At 42.2% G+C, this 20,126-nt stretch carries 18 protein-coding genes; all 18 read right to left on the reverse strand.

Going from position 1 to position 20,126, the window contains the following annotated elements:
- Nucleotides 1-484: 484 nt before the first annotated feature.
- Entirely contained in the window at nt 485-1,624 is a 1,140-nt protein-coding gene (gene wecB, locus CFT42_RS07020) for a non-hydrolyzing UDP-N-acetylglucosamine 2-epimerase (RefSeq protein WP_088815784.1), read from the reverse strand.
- A 17-nt stretch (nt 1,625-1,641) separates the two neighbouring features.
- Nucleotides 1,642-2,271 carry a uracil phosphoribosyltransferase gene (gene upp / locus CFT42_RS07025; RefSeq protein ID WP_088809707.1) on the reverse strand — a complete coding sequence of 210 codons (630 nt, stop codon included), beginning with the start codon at nt 2,269-2,271 and terminating at the stop codon, nt 1,642-1,644.
- 136 nt (nt 2,272-2,407) lie between these two features.
- The gene (gene glyA / locus CFT42_RS07030) at nt 2,408-3,649 is read right to left on the reverse strand and encodes a serine hydroxymethyltransferase (protein WP_088809706.1); all 1,242 of its coding nucleotides are present in this window, start codon (nt 3,647-3,649) and stop codon (nt 2,408-2,410) included.
- Between the two features lie 154 nt (nt 3,650-3,803).
- The gene (locus CFT42_RS07035; protein ID WP_088815785.1) at nt 3,804-4,832 is read right to left on the reverse strand and encodes an L-threonylcarbamoyladenylate synthase; all 1,029 of its coding nucleotides are present in this window, start codon (nt 4,830-4,832) and stop codon (nt 3,804-3,806) included.
- 320 nt (nt 4,833-5,152) lie between these two features.
- Nucleotides 5,153-6,010: a peptide chain release factor N(5)-glutamine methyltransferase gene (gene prmC, locus CFT42_RS07040; RefSeq protein WP_088815786.1), complete on the reverse strand. Its 858-nt coding sequence runs from the start codon at nt 6,008-6,010 to the stop codon at nt 5,153-5,155.
- Nucleotides 6,000-7,076, reverse strand: a complete 1,077-nt coding sequence (prfA, locus tag CFT42_RS07045; RefSeq protein ID WP_088809703.1) for a peptide chain release factor 1 — start codon at nt 7,074-7,076, stop codon at nt 6,000-6,002. Before prfA ends, prmC begins: the two co-directional genes overlap by 11 nt.
- 16 nt (nt 7,077-7,092) lie before the next feature.
- Nucleotides 7,093-7,671: a thymidine kinase gene (locus CFT42_RS07050; RefSeq protein WP_088809702.1), complete on the reverse strand. Its 579-nt coding sequence runs from the start codon at nt 7,669-7,671 to the stop codon at nt 7,093-7,095.
- A gap of 107 nt (nt 7,672-7,778) precedes the next feature.
- The gene (thrB, locus tag CFT42_RS07055) at nt 7,779-8,645 is read right to left on the reverse strand and encodes a homoserine kinase (RefSeq protein ID WP_088809701.1); all 867 of its coding nucleotides are present in this window, start codon (nt 8,643-8,645) and stop codon (nt 7,779-7,781) included.
- On the reverse strand, nt 8,645-9,700 hold the full coding sequence (gene thrC / locus CFT42_RS07060) for a threonine synthase (RefSeq protein ID WP_088809700.1): 1,056 nt from the start codon (nt 9,698-9,700) through the stop codon (nt 8,645-8,647). The genes thrB and thrC overlap by 1 nt, the downstream gene beginning before the upstream one ends.
- Nucleotides 9,701-9,705: 5 nt before the next feature.
- On the reverse strand, nt 9,706-10,992 hold the full coding sequence (locus CFT42_RS07065) for a homoserine dehydrogenase (protein ID WP_088815787.1): 1,287 nt from the start codon (nt 10,990-10,992) through the stop codon (nt 9,706-9,708).
- A 203-nt stretch (nt 10,993-11,195) separates the two neighbouring features.
- Nucleotides 11,196-11,441 (reverse strand): type B 50S ribosomal protein L31, encoded by a 246-nt coding sequence (locus tag CFT42_RS07070; RefSeq protein WP_007476851.1) that lies wholly within the window; start codon nt 11,439-11,441, stop codon nt 11,196-11,198.
- A gap of 103 nt (nt 11,442-11,544) precedes the next feature.
- On the reverse strand, nt 11,545-12,816 hold the full coding sequence (gene rho / locus CFT42_RS07075; RefSeq protein ID WP_088809698.1) for a transcription termination factor Rho: 1,272 nt from the start codon (nt 12,814-12,816) through the stop codon (nt 11,545-11,547).
- A 100-nt stretch (nt 12,817-12,916) separates the two neighbouring features.
- A complete protein-coding gene (locus CFT42_RS07080) occupies nt 12,917-14,188 on the reverse strand; it encodes a UDP-N-acetylglucosamine 1-carboxyvinyltransferase (RefSeq protein ID WP_088815788.1) in 1,272 nt (423 codons plus the stop codon).
- An 82-nt stretch (nt 14,189-14,270) separates the two neighbouring features.
- Nucleotides 14,271-15,314 carry a lysylphosphatidylglycerol synthase transmembrane domain-containing protein gene (locus tag CFT42_RS07085; protein WP_088809696.1) on the reverse strand — a complete coding sequence of 348 codons (1,044 nt, stop codon included), beginning with the start codon at nt 15,312-15,314 and terminating at the stop codon, nt 14,271-14,273.
- A gap of 6 nt (nt 15,315-15,320) precedes the next feature.
- Nucleotides 15,321-16,340 carry a glycosyltransferase family 4 protein gene (locus CFT42_RS07090; RefSeq protein ID WP_088815789.1) on the reverse strand — a complete coding sequence of 340 codons (1,020 nt, stop codon included), beginning with the start codon at nt 16,338-16,340 and terminating at the stop codon, nt 15,321-15,323.
- On the reverse strand, nt 16,333-17,613 hold the full coding sequence (locus tag CFT42_RS07095; protein WP_088809694.1) for a glycosyltransferase family 4 protein: 1,281 nt from the start codon (nt 17,611-17,613) through the stop codon (nt 16,333-16,335). Before CFT42_RS07095 ends, CFT42_RS07090 begins: the two co-directional genes overlap by 8 nt.
- Nucleotides 17,614-17,901: 288 nt before the next feature.
- Entirely contained in the window at nt 17,902-18,756 is an 855-nt protein-coding gene (gene fba, locus CFT42_RS07100) for a class II fructose-1,6-bisphosphate aldolase (RefSeq protein WP_088809693.1), read from the reverse strand.
- Between the two features lie 168 nt (nt 18,757-18,924).
- Nucleotides 18,925-19,854, reverse strand: coding sequence for a diacylglycerol kinase (locus CFT42_RS07105; protein ID WP_088809839.1), 930 nt, complete (start codon nt 19,852-19,854; stop codon nt 18,925-18,927).
- Between the last annotated feature and the right edge of the window lie 272 nt (nt 19,855-20,126).

A 20,126-nucleotide genomic window follows, 5' to 3' on the forward strand; every position in this document is an offset into this window, starting at 1 on the left:
GCTAAAAATCTCATTTACAAGGAATCTACCAAAAATAAACACCTCCGATTCGCTGAAAAGAACCGTGCTATAATTTGATTTCGTATCGTGTTTATTTTCACAAACAACGCTAAAATAAAAAAAGCTTTCACCTATATTGGCAAAAGACTTCATTATTTTGCAAACAACGCAAACCAAAAGTTCTTTCCCAATAAAAGAACGGAAAAAACCATGATTCATCATCCTAATTATATAACGCCCAAGCATCCTCTAAATTCTGTCAGCACAAGTGCCGGCGGGATTCGTATGAATGCTTTACAGCGTTCTATCCCTAGGTTAAATGAAAAGCTAGTTTTTTGGGCTCTCTAGTTTATAACATTGAACATCTTATCACATGTTCACCAAAACCTCTAGTCAAATCTGATCATGTAACACATCTGTAACAATAATGCGGTTTCATTTTGTTTCTACATCAAAGCGACCACAAAACGTAGTCGCTTAAATCTTATATTTTAAAATCAGTTGGGCGCTTCGTCCCATTAAAATGATGCGAAATTGCTTCTAAAATCCGTTTGGAGGCTTCTCCGTCACCATACGGATTGGCCGCTTGACTCATTTTATCATGTGCTTCTTTAGAATCGAGCAAAAGAAGAGCTTCCTTGATTAGCGATTCTTTTGCGGTACCAATTAGCTTTAGCGTGCCGGCTTCGACTCCTTCGGGGCGTTCAGTTGTATCGCGCAGGACTAGGACGGGAACGCCCATGCCAGGCGCTTCTTCTTGGACGCCGCCGGAATCTGTGAATACAAGGTAGGCTTTCTTTAAGAAGTTATGGAAATCAATTGCGTCAAGCGGTTCAATGAGGTGGATTCGGTCGTGGCCACCTAAAATCGCCATTGCTTTTTCGCGCACTGCAGGGTTTTTGTGCATCGGATAAACAAGCTCAACATCTTCTCTTTCCTCGACGATTTGGCGCACTCCTTCAAACATGCCTTGCATGGGGGCACCTAAATTTTCGCGACGGTGCGCGGTCATAAGAATAAGACGGTTGTCGCCTAATTTATCCAGAATCGGATGACTGTAGTTGTCTTGAACGGTAGTTTCCAGTGCATCGATTGCGGTATTCCCTGTTATGAAAATCGTTTCTTCTACTTTATTTTCGCGTAAAAGGTTTTCTTTCGATGTTTCTGTTGGTGAAAAATGCAAGTCAGCCATTACGCCCGTTAGCTGGCGGTTCATCTCTTCTGGAAAAGGTGAATATTTGTTCCATGTTCTTAGGCCTGCTTCAACGTGTCCGATAGCGGTTTGCTCATAAAAGGCTGCTAGTGCCGCCGCAAAACTTGTCGTTGTATCTCCGTGAACGAGCACGATATCGGGCTTTTGCTCGCGAATAACCTCAACTAGTCCAGATAGAACGCGCGACGTGATGTCGCTAAGTGTTTGGCCTGCTTGCATAATGTTTAAATCTACGTCTGGCTTTACTTTGAAGATTTCAAGTACCTGATCTAACATTTCTCGATGTTGCGCGGTAATAACGACCGTCGACTCGAATTTTTCGGGTGCGCTTTCTAATGCTAAAACGAGCGGCGCCATTTTAATCGCTTCTGGTCGTGTTCCAAAAACACTCATGACTTTAATCTTTTTCATCATACAGACTCCTTAGGTTATTTCGTTCCGAATAAACGATCTCCTGCATCGCCCAAACCAGGTACGATGTAGCCTTCTTCGTTTAGTTTTTCATCTAATCCAGCAATGTAGATTTCCACATCTGGATGCGCTTTTTGCAAGGCTTTTACGCCTTCTGGTGCAGCGACAAGACACATAAATTTCATGTTTTTAGCCCCGCGTTTTTTAAGTGCATCAATGGCCATAATTGCGGAGCCACCTGTTGCAAGCATTGGATCCACGACGATGAAAAGTCGTTCCTCCACGTCAGATGGTAGCTTAACAAAATATTCAACTGGCTCAAGTGTGTCGTGATCGCGGTATAGACCGACGTGTCCGACTTTCGCTGCTGGAATCAGTTTTAGAATGCCATCTTGAAGTCCTAGTCCTGCGCGTAAAATGGGGACTACGCCTAGTTTTTTCCCTACAAGTGATTTCGCTTTTGTCACTTGAATTGGCGTTTCCACTTCCACTTCTTCCAGTTCCATATCGCGCGTAATTTCATAAGCCATTAAAGTTGCCACTTCGTCAACAAGTTCACGGAACGCTTTTGTCCCCGTATCTTTATCTCGAATAATCGTTAATTTGTGTTGGATAAGTGGATGATTTAAAACATGTACTTCCGCCATTTTCTTCTCTCTCCTTTAAATTCAAAAATTACCTCTACATTATTGTATCAGAACATCGCACGAGTGCAATACAAAAAACTATTACTTTTTAACAAAAAAAAGAAGCAGACCGAAAAGATCCACTTCTTTATACTGTTTAAAGCTCCGGATAGAGCGGGTATTGGCTTGTTAATTCGCTTACCTGCGTTCCGACTTCCTCTAGGACACTTTCGTCCTCTAAGTTATGCAAGACCTTGGCAATAAGCTCACCGACGATTTGCGTTGCGGCCGTGTCAAAGCCACGTGTCGTGATTGCTGCTGTCCCAACACGAATGCCGCTCGTTACAAACGGACTTTCCGTTTCAAATGGAATGGCGTTCTTGTTGACCGTAATTCCAACGCTATCAAGCGCCTCTTCGGCTGCCTTGCCTGTAATTCCCAACTGATTTAAATCAATGAGTAATAAATGATTATCCGTGCCGCCAGTTAAAACTTGAACCCCATTTTCCTCAAGCGTCTTAGCAAGCTGTTTCGAATTTTCAATAATCCGTGCCGCATACGTTTTAAATTCTGGTTGAAGTGCCTCGCCAAAAGCAACCGCCTTACCAGCAATGACGTGCATTAGCGGACCACCTTGAATGCCTGGGAAGATGGCTTTATTAATTTTTGCTTCCCATTCAGCTTTCGCCAAAATAAGACCGCCGCGTGGGCCACGCAACGTTTTATGTGTGGTTGTCGTTACAAAATCGGCATATTCTACAGGATTTTGATGTAGGCCTGCCGCCACTAAACCAGCGATATGCGCCATGTCTACCATTAAGTATGCGCCCACTTCATCCGCAATTTCACGGAATTTCGCAAAATCAATGGCGCGCGGATAAGCACTTGCCCCTGCGACAATCATTTTTGGTTTGTGTTCTAACGCTGTTGCTCTTACAATATCATAATCAATTTGCTTCGTTTCTTTACTCACACCATATTCAACAAAATTGTACAATAAGCCACTAAAATTAACTGGGCTTCCGTGCGTTAAATGTCCACCGTGCGCTAAATTCATCCCTAGAACAGTGTCCCCAGGCGTTAATACAGCTTGATAAACGGCCATATTCGCTTGTGCTCCGGAATGCGGTTGCACGTTGGCATATTCAGCACCAAATAATTGTTTGGCACGATCTCTTGCTAAGTCCTCCACAATATCCACGTACTCACAACCACCATAGTAACGTTTACGCGGATATCCTTCTGCATACTTGTTTGTCAGTACCGATCCCATAGCTTCCATCACTTGTTCGCTAACAAAATTTTCAGATGCAATTAACTCAATGTTATTTCTTTGTCTTCCAAGTTCTAAACGAATCGCATCAAAAACTTCCTTGTCTTGCTTTTGCAGATAAACCAATACGAGGACCCCCATCCTTTTTTTATTATAGTGTGAATTTTTGTATTATCCATAATATTACTTGAATCTGGATGAAAATCAAGTATTTTTTGCGATTTTTTAGTAAATTTTGAAAGTGAAGCGTTTCACTCAGAAAAACCGCTCCACAACTCATTCAGTTAGTTAAGTATTTATTGCCAGCTGCTTTTTCTAAACGGTTCATAATCGCTTCACCAATTCCATCTCTGTCATATGGTTCTGCTAAAATGAGCGTTACGTCTGTATGATCAAAAAGACGTAAGCCGTCATATAAGCGTCTTGCGATATCTTCCATTTTTTGTTTGCTGCCGATTTTAATTATATTTACGGACGCATTAATTTCGCTGGCGAGTTCATCTGAAACTAGCAAGCCAACACTTTCGCCATTTTCCTCAGCCTGTTTAATTTGCTCTTCCCAAAAAGCAACATCGCCTTTTACGAGATAAACTGGTGCTTCAGGGGCGTAATGGGTATATTTCATGCCCGGTGCTCTTGGGGTTTCTTCTTTTGTTTCAATATTTTTAGCTGATTTCACTTGACCGATAACTTTTTCAATTTGTTCGATTGATACGCCACCAGGGCGCAAAATAGTTGGTATTTCTTCCGCAAAATCGATAACAGTTGATTCTAAGCCTACGCCTGTGCTTCCGCCGTCAATAATGGCGGCAATTTTTCCGGTTAAATCTTCTTCTACGTGCCGAGCGGTTGTTGGACTTGGACGTCCAGAACGATTAGCACTCGGGGCAGCTACTGGGCGCCCTGTTAGGCGAAGCAATTCTAAGCCTACTGGATGAACGGGCATCCGCACACCGACTGTATCTAATCCAGCGGTCGCATTTTTCGCAATACTACCTTTTTTCATTGGCAAAATAAGCGTAAGAGGCCCTGGCCAAAACACATCAATTAATTTTTGTGCTTTTTTAGGAATTCGCTCGATGAACTCGTCCATTTGGCTCGCACTCGCAATGTGGACAATAAGCGGATTATCAGACGGGCGTCCTTTTGCTTCAAAAATTTTCTGTACGGCTTTTTCATTTGTTGCATCTGCTCCTAAGCCATACACGGTTTCTGTCGGGAATGCGACTGTTTCGCCGTTTCTTAGAAGCTCTGCTGCTTCGTTATAAATCTGTTTGCCTTGATCAATATTCCAAAGTTTCGTTTCCATCTTTGAAAAACTCCTTTTTTGACTTCTATTCTCTATTTTAACCGTTTTAAAGCTTTTTTTCACCCGTCTAACTAAAAAAATCGGCATATTTCCGATGAAACTGGGAAATTACGCCAAATATAAAACTAAATTAGTTATCCACATTCTGTGGATAATAATTTTGTCAATGGGGATAAGTTTTTGTGAACCTGTGGATAATGTTAATAAATGTGTTGATAAGTGGATTTTTAATATTAAAATTTGGTTAAAAATATTTTTTTGCACAAATTGTTATCCACAGATAAAAATAAAATTTAAGACGCTCCTTCGCAGGAACGTCTTTATACCAACATATTTGAGCAAACCACAATGCGATCTTTATTGTTAATATCTTTGTGGATAACTACCTCTGCTTGTGGAAAACTTTTTTGCAATAATTTTTGGACGGCTTTGCCTTGTGCATAACCAATTTCAAGTCCAATCCAAAACTTTTCATTGACTAGCTGGGGTAAATCATTAGCGAGGCGCTCATACATTGCTAAGCCTTCGTTTTCGGCGAATAGCGCAAGCTCTGGTTCATTTTTCAACACATAATCGGACATTTCTTTTCGCTCGACTTCCGCAATATACGGCGGGTTGGCAACAATCATATCAAAAGTTCGGGCTGCCGCCTTGAACGTCGCTACTAAATCGGTCTGGACGAACTCCACTTTCGCTTCTAAAACTCGGCTATTTTTTTCTGCTACTAAAAGAGCTTCTTTGGATATGTCTGAAGCCGCTACAGTGAGGCGTGGCACGCTTTTTTTCAGCGCGACAGCAATTGCTCCACTTCCTGTACAAATGTCTAAAACCGTGCGTATCGCTTCTTTCTGGGCTACTCGTTCTGCAAGCAAAACGAGTTCTTCCGTTTCCGGACGTGGAATAAGCACGTTTTGATCCACATAAAAATCAAAACCATAAAATGGCGCTGTATTTAAAATGTACTGGACGGGCTCACCGTCTAAATAACGTTTAAAATCCGCCTGAAACTGCGCTTCGCTTTCAGCAGAAAGCCCATCCGAAAGGCGCGTCCACAATTCTGACCTTGTGTATTCTAGGCGTGTTTCAAGTAAAATTTCAGCGGCATTTAAATCTAAATGCCGCTCTTCTAAAATTTGTTTTGCTTCTTTTAGTACCGAAGAAATTGTTTTATTCTGCATCGTTTAAATGCTCCAGCTTGCTCGTTTGATCTTCCAAAATGAGCACATCGATAATTTCATCCAATTTCCCTTCCATAATTTGGTCGAGTTTTTGAATCGTTAAGCCGATGCGGTGATCCGTCACACGATTTTGCGGGTAGTTGTATGTCCGAATCCGCTCCGAGCGGTCGCCTGTCCCAACAGCCGATTTACGCGTTGCATCGTATTCTTCGCGCGCTTCGCTTTCAAACTTGTCAAAAACACGTGCGCGTAAAACTTTCATCGCTTTTTCTTTATTTTTAATTTGTGAACGTTCATCTTGCATGGACACCACAATCCCAGTCGGAATATGTGTTAATCGAACGGCTGACATCGTCGTATTGACACTTTGTCCGCCAGCCCCAGTTGAGGCGAATGTATCTGTGCGAATATCTTTATCTTGAATATCGATTTCAACATCTTCCGCTTCTGGTAAAATTGCAACGGTTGCCGTGGACGTATGAATGCGCCCGCCAGATTCGGTTTCTGGGACACGCTGAACACGGTGAGCGCCGTTTTCGTACTTTAGGCGAGAATATGCTCCGTCACCTGTAATCATGGCGATAACTTCTTTGTAGCCACCAATTCCGGTTGGGTTTGCGTCCATAATTTCTACTTTGTAGCCACGCGATTCTGCATAGCGACTGTACATTCGGAATAAGTCACCAGCGAATAAAGCCGCCTCATCGCCGCCCGCCGCCCCGCGGATTTCCATAATAACGTTTTTATCATCATTTGGATCTTTGGGTACAAGTAAAAGTTTCATTTTTTCTTCGAGCTCTATTTTTTCTTCCTGCAAGCCAGAAAGTTCTTCCTTCGCCATTTCGCGCATATCGTCGTCGAGCTTTTCCGAAAGAAGCTCTTTTGTTTCCTCAATTTGACTCGTCACTTCTTTATAATGACGATAAGTTTCAACCGTTTCAGCAATTCCCGACTGTTCCTTTGACAAATCACGCAAACGCTTTGGATCAGATACAACTTCTGGATCACTTAAAAGTTCATTTAGTTCCTCGTAGCGGTTTTCCACCGCTTGTAATCGGTCATACATATTCTTAGCACCTCACTTAATCTGCTATCGGCGGATGAGCGTGACATTTCCGACAAACTGGATAGTACTGGTCATTTCCACCAATTAAAATTTGTTCTCCTGTATAAACAGGCTTCCCTTGGTCGTCTACACGTAAAACCATCGTTGCTTTTTTGGCACAAAACCAACAAATCGTTTTCATTTCTTCGATTTTATCCGCATAGAGTAGTAAATATTTCGATCCTTCGAAAAGCTCATTTTGAAAATCATTCTTCAAACCATACGCAATAACTGGAATCCCTAATTCATCCACAATATTGGCCAGTTCAAACACATGATGTTTTTCTAAAAACTGCGATTCATCTAAAAGCACACAAAATGGTCGTGGATGCATCCTTTTCACTTCTTCAAAAATATTCGTATCCGAGAAAACCGGTGTCGCATCACGTTTTAAACCAATACGGCTAGAAATCACGCCCACCTTATCACGGTCATCAATTCCTGATGTAAAAATCACAACTGGTTTATTTTGCTCTTCATAATTATGAGCCACTTTTAAAATTTCAATTGTTTTACCGCTATTCATTGCCCCGTATCTAAAAAATAACTGCGCCATCACCTTTGCCCCTTTTCTTAAACTCTTTTCCTATTCTAACACAGCCGAAGAAAAATTGGGATAATGAACAAAAAAAATCGAGTGCAAAAAGCACTCAATTTTAGAATTTATTCAAATACAAGCGAGCCGCTCCCCTCAACTTCAAGCGCAAGCACATTCGCCTCCGCATCAAAGCCTTGAAGCACACTCATTAGGTTTGTTTTCTTGTCATGCGGGGCAAAAATTAAAATCGTCGGACCTGCACCACTTAAACAAGTCGCGTAAGCACCTTCTGCGCGCGCAATTTCGCGAATTTTAACAAGATGAGGCACTAGCTTTGCACGATATTTTTCGTGCCATAAATCGCGCTCCATCATCTCTCCCGCAAGCGTCATGTCATTTTGGAGCACAGCCGCAATCATCACGTTCGAAATCGCGCTCGCAGACACCGCCTCTTTATACGCAAGCATTTCGGGCAAAACATTACGACTCTCACTGGTTAAAAGCTCCGTTTTAGGAATAAACGCTAAAATCGCGCAATTTGGAAACAGGTGACGCACATAAAAATCAGCGTCCTTAAGTTTCGCGCCTACGACCAAGTTGCCGAGCACGGCTGGCGCCACGTTATCTGGATGCCCTTCAATTTCAGCCGCGATTTCAACTTTCCGTTCTTTCGACAAGCCAAGATTTCCTAGAAAATTCGCGAGTTCAATTCCCGAAACAACAGCAGCCGAGCTACTCCCCAAACCGCGTGCAGTTGGAATATCGCACGTCATTTTAAGCGCATGCGGCGTTAAATCTGGCACAAGCGATAACGCCGTCGAGATAATGACATTCGTTTCGTCATTCGGGATGCCGCCGCCTAAGTCATGCTCAATATGCCATTTTGAGCTAGCTTCCCCAATTTCAAGCGTCAAGTAAAGCGTTAGCGCGAGACCGCACGAATCAAATCCCGGCCCTAGATTGGCAGTCGTTGCAGGTACACGGATACGCATTAGGCGTTCACTCCGTTTTGCAGGTGCGCGCGCATTTCATCGACGTTTTCAGCATGAATGATGTTAAAATCATGCACACTCATCGCCGTGTCAGGGTCTTTAAGGCCATTTCCAGTAAACACACAAACAACGGTTTGACCCGGCTTGATTTTACCATTTTTCACATGTTGAATGACGCCTGCAAGCGATGCGGCTGAACCCGGTTCGATAAACACGCCGTCTTGCCTAGCCACTTTTTTGTATGCATTTACAATTTCATCATCTGTCACGGAGTCGATATAGCCATTTGATTCGTCGCGTGCAGCTTCTGCCAAACTCCAACTCGCAGGATTCCCAATTCGAATCGCCGTCGCAATCGTTTCCGGATTCGCAATTGGTTCGCCTTTTACGATTGCCGCTGCCCCTTCCGCTTCAAAGCCGTGCATCGCCGGACGTCCAGACGCGAATTTGTCGTCCCATTCTTTGAACCCTTTCCAGTAAGCCGAAATATTTCCCGCATTGCCAACTGGGATGGCCAAAACATCTGGTGCCTGTCCAAGCTGTTCGCAAATTTCAAACGCAGCCGTCTTTTGACCCTCTAGGCGGTAAGGGTTGACTGAATTTACGAGAGTCACCGCTTCCGTTTCTGCTAATTTTCTAACCGAATCAAGGGCTTCGTCAAAGTTCCCCTGAATCGCGATGATGTCGGCGCCGTACATAACAGCCTGTGCGAGTTTCCCGAGTGCCACTTTGCCGTCCGGGATAACGATGTATGCTTTCATACCCGCACGAGTTGCGTAGGCTGCCGCTGCCGCTGATGTGTTCCCCGTCGAGGCGCAAATAACCGCCTCAGCACCTTCCTCTTTCGCTTTCGCAACCGCCATGACCATGCCACGGTCCTTAAACGAGCCCGTCGGATTTAGTCCTTCGTATTTGCCGTACAAGTTCACACCCAACTCTTTGGATAAATGAGGCAAAGGAATAAGTGGCGTATTGCCTTCCGCAAGCGAGATGAGCGGTGTACGTTCTGAAATCGGTAAAAAATCTTTATATTTATCAAGAAGTCCTTTATACATATTACTTAACCCTCCACAACTGCATATTTAGTCAAAATGCGTATTTCTGGTTCTTCTTCTGCGCGGTTTAGTGCCACACTTAGTTGCGCCTTGCTAATTGAATGCGTCACGATCACAACCGTTGCCGTGAATTCATTGAGTGGCTCCTGAATAATTTTATCAAATCCGACGCCAGCTTCAGCAAAAATTTGCGTTAATTTTAAAAATGTCCCCGTCTTGTCGTCCATTTCCAAACGTAAATAATACTTGGAGTAAACTTTTTCTTTTGGCGTATGTTTCGTTTCGTGAATGAAGCTATTAAACGCGTTTCCGTTTGTGCCAAGCTTACTATTTTTCGCCACCGTAATTAAATCGCTGACAACGCTAGTCGCGGTTGGCAATTCGCCAGCGCCAGGACCGTAAAACATTGTTTCGCCTACTGCTGCACCGGTTACAAAAACCGCATTATTCTCATAGTTTACTCCCGACAACGGGTGTGCTCTTGGAAGCAGAACTGGTCCAACGTCAACACTTACCGAACCGTCTACTTCTTCCGCACGGCCAACAAGTTTCACCTTGTATCCTAATTGATAGGCTGTCGAAATGTCTAGCGGAGAAATTCCACGAATACCCGTTGTTTCAACATCATCTAAACGAACATTCATACCGAACGCTAGTCGTGTTAAAATAACCATTTTGCGCGCCGCATCAATTCCGTCCACATCACTTGTTGGATCAGCTTCTGCAAAACCTAGGTCTTGCGCTTCTTTTAAAACATCATCATAACTTTTATTTTCAGTAGTCATTTTTGTTAGCATGTAATTGGTCGTCCCGTTTACAATACCCATCACTTTTTGTATTTTATCTGCCGCTAAGCTGTTTACAATTGTTCGTAAAATCGGAATGCCGCCTGCCACACTTGCCTCATAAAATAAATCGCAACCATTTTCCTGTGCAACCGTAACAAGTTCATCTCCGTGGATAGCAATTAAATCTTTATTCGCTGTTACAACATGTTTCTTGGCTTTCAATGCGCGCAAAATATACTCACGTGCAATATCAATGCTACCCATAACCTCAACAACAACCGCAATTTCTGGATCTTCAAAAATATCATCCGGCGTGGTCGTAAGTGTAAAACCTTTCGTCTCGTATCTGCGATTTTTTTCAAGATCACGAACAAGCACTGTTTTAACGGTAATATTGTAGCCCGTCACTTGACTAATTTTTTCTTGGTGTTCTTCTAAAATATGAATGACGCCACTGCCGACTGTCCCAAAGCCTAGCACGCCTACTTGTAAATTTGCTTTCACATGAAAACCTCCTTATTAAATTGTTCACTTTTCAAAAAAGTAATTAGTGCTATTATACGCAAATCCTGACATAAAAGTAAAGCTCATTTGCGAACTTTCCCATTTTTTTAATTTAACTGACAACTTTTCGTCAAAAAGAAAAACACACCCCATTAAATGAGGTGTGCGCAGTATTTCGATTATTAAGCTTCCAACATACAGAATTATTTGATTCCGTATTTTTTGTTGAAGCGGTCCACACGTCCGTCGGCAGTCGCGTGTTTTTGTTTACCAGTATAGAATGGGTGTGAATCAGAAGAGATTTCGACACGTAGTAACGGATATTCGTTACCATCTTCCCATTGAATAGTTTCACTTGAATGTTTAGTAGAACCAGACAAGAATTTGAAATCAGTACTAGTATCAACGAAAACAACTGGACGGTATTCAGGATGAATTCCAGCTTTCATTTCTTTTCAACTCCTTCGCCCTGAATCATCTGAAACAGAGTAATTAACTGCAGAAAACACACAGTACAATAATTATAACAAGCACAGCGAAAACAAGCAACAGTTATTTTTTAAACATTTGTTCTTGTAACAGCTCAAAAAAGGCCTGATTCGTATCTGTCTTTTTCATCGAACGAATAAATCGCTCTGACATATCTAGCGAGTCCCCTTGAAGCGGCATTGTTTTTCTGATTTTCCAAAGCTGCTCTAATTTTTCTTTTGGAAGCAGCAGCTCTTCTTTACGCGTACCTGAACGGCGAATATCAATCGCAGGGAAAACACGGCGCTCAGCAAGTTGACGGTCCAAATGAAGCTCCATATTACCCGTGCCTTTAAACTCTTCGTAAATCACATCGTCCATTCGCGAACCCGTATCAACTAAAGCAGTTGCCAAAATCGTCAGACTCCCGCCTTCTTCAATGTTACGCGCCGCTCCGAAAAAGCGTTTCGGACGGTGGAAAGCCGCTGGATCAATCCCACCTGAAAGCGTTCGGCCACTTGGCGGAATAACCAAATTATACGCACGCGCCAGACGAGTAATGCTGTCCATCAAAATAATGACGTCACGCTTCTGTTCTACAAGACGCATCGCACGTTCTAAAACGAGTTCGGCGACTTTAATATGATTTTCCGGAACTTCATCAAATGTTGAACTAGCAACGTCCGCTGAGACCGACCGTTCAATATCCGTTACCTCTTCTGGACGCTCATCAATTAAAAGTACGATTAGTTCGGCTTCCGGGTGGTTCATCGTAATTGCATTCGCAATTTCCTTAAGCAAAATCGTCTTCCCTGCCTTAGGTGGCGCAACAATTAGCCCCCGCTGACCAAAACCGATGGGCGCAACCATATCAATCATTCGCATTGAAATTGGGAATTTCCCTGTTTCAAGCGCCATCTGTTTATCCGGATAAAGCGGCGTCAAGCCAGGAAAATGCACACGTTCTTTCGCCACTTCAGGATTCTCACCATTGACTGCTTCTACGTGTAGCAAACCAAAATAGCGTTCATTTTCTTTTGGCGGACGCACCTTTCCAGAAACTTTATCACCTGTTCGTAAATCAAATCGTCTAATTTGCGAGGCCGAAATATAAATATCCTCCGAACTTGGCGAATAATTAATTGGGCGCAAAAAACCGAACCCTTCAGAGGGAATGATGTCTAAAACGCCTTCCATGAAGAAAAATCCCTCTTTCTCCGCATTCGATTTCAATAGCGCAAAAATAAGTTCTTTTTTCGTTAATTTGCTATAATACGCAATCTTGTGTTCTTTCGCAAGCGCATAAATCTCTTTGATTGTCAGGCTCTCTAAATATGCTATGGACAGTTTAGCCATATGTGTACCACCTTTTTTTATTTTTGTTTAAACTAGGGATTTGAAATAAATGGAAGGAAAAGACGGGACAGAGGAATTGCCCCGCTTTTGTTTTAGAAGGCTATGCCAAATTGCTTTCGGCGATTTCTTTATAAATATCCGCTCCTAAATCGGAGAGTTTTTGAATAATGTTCCCGTAACCGCGCTCAATATGCTCAACGCCTAAAATTTCCGTTTGGCCTTCAGCAAGCAAACCAGCGATTACAAGGGCGGCGCCCGCGCGGAGATCGGTTGCCGTTACGCGTGCACCAGAAAGGGGTGTTTTCCCGTAAATAACAGCCGTTCGTTCATTTTGTTTAAACTGCCCGCCCATGCGCATGAGCTCGGCGATATGCTTAAACCTGCTCGGGTAGATTGTGTCCGTCACAATGCTGTCCCCGTCCGCTTGTGTTAAAAGCGTCGTAAATGGTTGCTGCAAATCCGTTGGGAATCCAGGGTAGACGTATGTTTTCACGTCCACTTTTTTAAAGGCAAGGGCTTTTTTGACTAAAATGGAGTCTTCTGAAATCTCTAACGGAACGCCCATTTCGGCTAATTTCGCTGTAATCCCCTCCAAATGATCTGGAATGACATTTTGAATCTCAACGCCGTCGCCTATTGCGGCCGCTGCAATCATATATGTCCCCGCTTCGATTCTGTCCGGAATAATTGTGTGGTGACAACCGTGTAGTTTCGGCACGCCAGTAATGCGAATAGTGTCCGTTCCGGCCCCTTTAATGTTCGCGCCCATATTAGACAACAAGGTAGCAACATCAATGATTTCCGGCTCTTTTGCCGCATTTTCAATAATCGTCTTACCTTCTGCTAAAACAGCAGCAAGCATAATATTAATGGTGGCACCTACACTGACAACATCCATGTAAATTCGCGCGCCACGCAATTTGTCGGCACGCAAATAGATTGCGCCTTGCTCGTTAGTTACCGTTGCGCCTAGCGCCTCAAAACCTTTAATATGCTGATCAATTGGTCGCGGCCCCAAATAACATCCGCCTGGCAAACCAACAACCGCCTTTTTAAATTTACCAAGAAGCGCGCCCATCAAATAATAAGAAGCACGTAATTTTTTTACATTTCCATTCGGAAGTGGCATATCCACAATAGTACTAGGGTCAATAATCGCGGTTTGGCTATCCGACTTCACTGAACCACCTAGTTCAGAAACAATATCATACAATGTATGAACATCAGAAATGTCTGGAAGACCTTCAATCGTCACTTCAGAATCTGCCAAAATAGCTGCTGGAATTAAAGCTACCGCGCTATTTTTAGCCCCATCTACGACAACTTTTCCAGAAAGTCGTTTTCCCCCATTAATTACTAACCGATTTTCCATGCCAATCCCTCTTTCTTTTAATCTCACTTGCTATTATCTCTAAATCCTAACACGTTTGCAAGCTAATCGCCACTAAACCCGCTTACTGCTCGGATTTCTTCGTCATTTTATTTTTATCCGGAATAGCAATTGCAATTGCACCAAAAACAATACAACTATAATACGTAATGATGCGCCACAAAAGTAGCGCCGTTAAAAGTTTCACGGAAACGAGCAGCGGTCCAAACAATAGCGTAAAGGTATATTCCGCACCACCCGTTCCACCAGGCGTCGGCACAACTGTCGCAAACATCATAATAAACGCATGGAACGTTATCACCATAAAAAGATTTAAATTCGAAACCCCTATTCCTAGTAAAATAAAATAGGGAATGACGAAATACGCCCAAAGTTGCAAACTCGTATATATGCTCGCACTCCAAATGAGCTTCCTGTCATGACTAATACGCCCACTTTCTTCATGAAAAGACGCAATTTTATCATCGACAACCGCTTGAATTTTTTGGATCCGTTCTTTCTTCATGAACCAACTAAACGGCTTCAAAATAAGGTGAACCAATTTCGCAGTGAAGCGGTAACTTTTCCCTACTAAGATAAGTCCAACGACTACCGCCAAATGCACGGTGAAGCCAATTAAAACCAGATATTTAACTTGTGGGAGAGCGCCTGTTAATAAATAGTGAAAACCAAAAATGAGGACGACGATGAAATTGATGACAATCATCGCCTGATAAATGATGAATTTAAATAATAAGATGGAGCTTGCGACACCAATGTCTAGCCCTTTCTTTACGAGCGCGTATAATTGCGCGGGTTGTCCGCCTGCTTGCATCGGGGTGATTGTATTGAAGAACTGACCAATCATCGTAATGCGGAACGAGGAAAAAAAATTTTCTTTTTGGAAAGTAGGCAAAATGCTTTTATGTAACACAACCGCTTCAAAAAGCCAGTAAATCAGCATAAACAAAAATGCAACGAGCAGCCACCATACATTGACGTTTTTAATTTCTTGGATAAATTGCTCCATATCAACGCCGCGAAACTGCCAAATGATAAAAGCGCTACTAATGATGAGAATTAAAAAGATGTTCAGCCAATTCTTACGCGCATTTTTGCTTAACTTCACCTAGGTTCACTTCCTTACTAAATCATGATAAAATTCATCCCAAATCGCTGTCAAACGGTCCTCCGAATAAAATTCCGCGCCGCGCTCTGCTTTTTCTAGCAGCGCTGCATATTTATCGTCATTCGCTTTTAATTCTGCAATTTTAGTAATGAAATCCGTATTATTTTGCCCTTCTTCATAATAACCAGACAAAATTTCTTTGTATAAATCAAGGGCGCGAAGCAGTACTGGAACGCCTGTACTCATCGCCTCCAAAATCGCCATGGGGAAAAGTTCATTGTACGACGGCATAAAAAATAAATCTGCCATATTGAAGCAGCCATTCATTTCCGAGCGGTCAATGATCCCAATGAATGTCACATTCTCAGGCGGTTTGTCATAAATTTTTTTCAGCTCCTCATAGCCCGATGTAATCTTCCCAAATGAAAAGCCCCCCGCCCAAACAAATTGCACGTCAGGCAATGATTTTGCGACTTCAATAAAGTCAAGCACACCTTTTCGGTGCTGTACTTGTCCTACACCAAGCACAACAAATTTATCAGCGGGAATTTGATATTTTTTGCGAAACATTTCTTTTTGTTTTTCATCCGAAAAAAATGTTTTTTTAGAAACAAAATTAGGGATATAGTGGATTTTTTCTGAAGGAATGTCATACGCTTCTAGTTTTGGTATGAAAGAAGGGTTTACAACGACAATCTCATCCATTCTCTTATAAAAAGAAATTAAATATTTATAAAAAACAGCACGGGCAATTCCCGGTAATTTTAAGCTACCTTCCATCGTTTCTGGTAAGAAATGGACATAGCCAACCCGAACCCCGCGCTTTTTCTTGAAAAAAGTAGATAAATAAAAATGAAAATCTACCGTATGATAATGTGTAATCTCCGTTTTATGAAATTTATTAATCGACATCTCGATTTTATCTTTCAGCCGTTCATCAAGCAGATTAACAAGTTCTCTGTAAGCAGAGGCTACACCTTGCCCTTTCACTTTTTCTGCCGATGAAAGCATAGTTAGCTTAATCACGACGCGATGACCTACCTTTCCGTATATGCGTATTCGATGTTAACGAAAAAACTTGCGATGCCATTTTACTCTTAATGAGCGTTCGTTGCCTGTTCAGCCGCTTTTTGTTTTCCACCGAATAATAAATATCATATATTTCTGCATAGGTTGCTTCAATTCGCTCACCAAAATGGTCTGCGGAATAATTATCTACTTGTTTAAGTGCATTTTTCGCTAACTCTCTTGCCAGCTCTTCATTTTGAAGCGCCATAATTAATGTTTCGGAAAGCTCATCGTCTGTTTCAAATAAAAATCCAGTTTTTTTATCCACTAAAATGTCTTCGATGCTTTCATCCTTTTTCGCGACAACCGGCAACATTGAAGCCATCGCCTCTAAGTAGGTTAATCCTTGTGTTTCAGAAGTTGAAGCACTCACAAAGAAGTCACCAAGCTGGTAGTAGTCGCCAACTTCACTCCACTCCACTGCGCCCGTAAATATGACCGCATGCGAAAGCGAAAGCTCTTCCACCAACTCTTCTAATTCTTTACGAACTGGACCATCACCAACCACTACTAATTTGGTAAAAGGGAGTTCAGCTAAAACGCCTGGCATGGCTTGAATAATCGCATCAATATTTTTTTCATGCGCCACACGTCCCAAAGAAAGGATAACCGCATCCTGCTCTCCGATACCCAACTGCTTTTTCATTGCCGCTATTTTGCCTGAAGAGGCTTGATCGCACATTTGAATGTTCGTGCCAGTTGGAATCGTATAAATATGTTTATAAATTCCGCATTCCTCTAGATGATGGCGCACTTTTTGCGTCGGTGCAATAAGTGCCTCATAACTATCACAAAAAGATTTTGTCATCTTGCGCACCATTTTTGGTGTTAAAATTTTACCATTAGCAATATAATGCAAATAATCCTCATACATTGTATGGTATGTATGAATGGATGGAATGGAGTATTTTTTAGCAATTTTTTTACCGAGTAAACCTAAAGAAAACTCCGTATGCGTATGAATAATATCTAACTTTAATTCGCCAACAAGGCGGATAAACTTGTTCATGCCCGCAATCGCAATTCTTCTCTCCGGGAAAAACACAAATGGAATACTTGGCAACCTAAACACGCGTCCCTCTTCGCTTTCTCGATCAGCATTAGGGTCGGTTGTTGTAAATATATATACGTTATGTCCTCTTTTTCTTAACTCCGTCTCCATTGTTAAAATGGACGTGGCGACCCCGCTGATTTGCGGACTGTAGGTATCGGTAAAGATTCCTATATTCATTACTATCCCTACTCTCTTTCCGTGTTGGTTCATTCATCAAAACGTTCTTTAATCTATCATCATATATTATACATGTTTATTAATAGCTTTTTCATGCGCCCTTAGAACGATTTTTTTCTAAGCATTTCTAGAAGCTAATGATAAATTTTGCAATTTCCACCCCTATAACTGCTTTAATGATAACATAATCTACTTACTTTCACACAAAATATAGTTTTTAACAGGTTTTAAGGAACAAAAAAGAAGCAGAAAGATTTCTGCTCCTTCTATAACCATTCAATTTTTGATTTACGCTTTACCGTTAGAACCAAATTCTTGAATTTTTTCAGTAACTGTTTTAATGATTGCATCAACACCAGGTCCGATAACTTTACGTGGATCGTAAACTTTATCGTCAGTAGCTAATTTTTCGCGAACAGCTGCAGTCCAAACAATTTGGCACTCAGTGTTTACGTTGATTTTGCTGTGACCTAATTCAATTGCTTTTTTAATTTGGTGTTCAGGAATTCCAGAACCGCCGTGAAGTACAAGTGGAGCACCTGTAAGTTCGGAGATTTCTTTCATTTCATCAAAGCCAAGTTTTGGTTCGCCACTATATGGACCATGAACAGATCCAAGTGCAGCTGCTAATGCATCAATACCAGCTTCTTTAACAACGCGCAGACATTCTTCAGGATTAGCGTAACTAATTCCGCCTGTAACGCCGTCTTCAGTACCACCAACAGTACCAACTTCAGCTTCTACAGAAACACCTTTAGCGTGAGCATAGTCAACAACTTTCTTAGTCATTGCTACATTCTCGTCAATTGGGTGATGCGATCCGTCGATCATTACGGATGAGAAACCTGCGTCGATTGCTGCTTTACAAGAATCAAAGCTTGAACCATGGTCTAAATGGATAGCAACAGGTACAGTGATTTTAAGATCTTCAACAAGACCTTGTGTCATCTTAACAACCGTATTGAATCCTCCCATATATTTAGCAGCACCTTCAGATACTCCTAGGATGACTGGTGATTTTTCAGCTTCCGCAGCTTTCAAAATAGCTTGAGTCCATTCAAGGTTGTTGATGTTGAATTGACCTACAGCATATTTCCCAGCTAATGCTTTTTTCAGCATGTCTGTCATGTTAACGATAGGCATAATACAATTTCCTCCCTCAGGAATTTAAAATTTGAATTTCCGCCGCGAAAAATAGTGGCAGCTATTTTTCCCTAACACGTCTATAATAACAGATTTGTGATTCATTTACCATAAAAGTTGCGAATTATTTTCTGAAAACGCTTTAGCCCCTAGGGTTTAAAACGCCCTCTAATCTTCCTTCCTATAAAGCCTAGCGCTCGCCACCTCTTGATTCGCAAAAACGCGCAAGGCTTCCGGTAAAACTTCCAATTCATACGGCGCATTTCCGCCATAAACGCCGTCATAACTAATATTTAAAACTTCCTTAGATTCCAATTTGACACGTTTCACTTGGCGATGGATTACGTGCGGGCTTTCAAGATGCGTGCCGCGTTTTAATAGCAGAAATAGCGAAAACAATTTGGCTGGTGATACCTTTTTTAGAATCAGCAAGTCAAAATAGCCATCATTAATTTTGGCAGGCGGACAAAGCGATTCAAGCCCACCGACCGTGTGGGAATTGCTCACAAAACAAATTAGCATCTGACCCTTGAAGCGCTCGTCGTCAAATGTAATTTCGACAGGCGTCGCTTTGAGATTTGGCAGCATCTTTAAGCCATCAAAAAGGTACGCCAGACGCCCATAACGATTCTTTTTCGCCTCCGGCACCGCGTATGTAATTTCCGTAATTTTTCCAGCAGCTACATTATTAATAAAAAATTCGTCCTGATTCGCCTTGCCAATATCGATGCCAACAGTCTCGCGATTAATAATGCTGTTTAGCGCTTCAAGCGGATCTTTATTCACGCCCAAAGCCCGCGCATAGTCATTCGTCGTTCCCATCGGTAAAATTCCTAAAACGGGGCGTTTAGACGACTGCATGATTCCGTTCACAACCTCATTCACCGTCCCGTCACCGCCAGCCGCAATGATGGCCGAAACACCAGACTCCGCTGCTTTTTTAGCAAGCTTCAAAATACTTTTAGGCTCACTTGTAGACGACACAAGCGTCACGTCAAAATCCGCCTCATTCAACTTCTCTTCAACGAGCGGCATCCACTTCCGGAACTTATTTTTTCCAGCCGCTGGATTGTATATTAACACTATTTCTTTAATCAAACCTTCCCCTACTCTCCCTTTTATGCTAAATTCAGTTTGCAATACACGTAGGGATATTGTCAAATTTAAAAGCCTCCTAGACATAGAAGGCTTCAGACTAATAAAAAACGGACATTTTCGGAGTTCTTGCCTGCGCTTCGCCTCACTTCTCACATGGTCGGACAAACTACGTCCTCCCTGTTTTCAGTTATCATGTACTCGAATACACGCCATCTCAACGTTTGTCATCAGCCTGATTGTGCGTAATACGTTTTGTTTGGCTTACGTGTTTG

Source organism: Listeria goaensis, from assembly GCF_900186125.1.
Classification (GTDB): domain Bacteria; phylum Bacillota; class Bacilli; order Lactobacillales; family Listeriaceae; genus Listeria; species Listeria goaensis.

What these genes read in the sequence shown, in the direction of transcription:
- wecB (WP_088815784.1), bottom strand. Translation starts at nt 1,624, where the DNA reads ATGAAAAAGATTAAAGTCATGAGTGTTTTTGGAACACGACCAGAAGCG.
- upp (WP_088809707.1), bottom strand. Translation starts at nt 2,271, where the DNA reads ATGGCGGAAGTACATGTTTTAAATCATCCACTTATCCAACACAAATTA.
- CFT42_RS07035 (WP_088815785.1), bottom strand. Translation starts at nt 4,832, where the DNA reads ATGGAAACGAAACTTTGGAATATTGATCAAGGCAAACAGATTTATAAC.
- prmC (WP_088815786.1), bottom strand. Translation starts at nt 6,010, where the DNA reads ATGCAGAATAAAACAATTTCTTCGGTACTAAAAGAAGCAAAACAAATT.
- prfA (WP_088809703.1), bottom strand. Translation starts at nt 7,076, where the DNA reads ATGTATGACCGATTACAAGCGGTGGAAAACCGCTACGAGGAACTAAAT.
- CFT42_RS07050 (WP_088809702.1), bottom strand. Translation starts at nt 7,671, where the DNA reads ATGGCGCAGTTATTTTTTAGATACGGGGCAATGAATAGCGGTAAAACA.
- thrB (WP_088809701.1), bottom strand. Translation starts at nt 8,645, where the DNA reads ATGCGTATCCGTGTACCTGCAACGACTGCCAATCTAGGGCCGGGATTT.
- thrC (WP_088809700.1), bottom strand. Translation starts at nt 9,700, where the DNA reads ATGTATAAAGGACTTCTTGATAAATATAAAGATTTTTTACCGATTTCA.
- CFT42_RS07070 (WP_007476851.1), bottom strand. Translation starts at nt 11,441, where the DNA reads ATGAAAGCTGGAATTCATCCTGAATACCGTCCAGTTGTTTTCGTTGAT.
- rho (WP_088809698.1), bottom strand. Translation starts at nt 12,816, where the DNA reads ATGGCTAAACTGTCCATAGCATATTTAGAGAGCCTGACAATCAAAGAG.
- CFT42_RS07080 (WP_088815788.1), bottom strand. Translation starts at nt 14,188, where the DNA reads ATGGAAAATCGGTTAGTAATTAATGGGGGAAAACGACTTTCTGGAAAA.
- CFT42_RS07095 (WP_088809694.1), bottom strand. Translation starts at nt 17,613, where the DNA reads ATGAATATAGGAATCTTTACCGATACCTACAGTCCGCAAATCAGCGGG.
- fba (WP_088809693.1), bottom strand. Translation starts at nt 18,756, where the DNA reads ATGCCTATCGTTAACATGACAGACATGCTGAAAAAAGCATTAGCTGGG.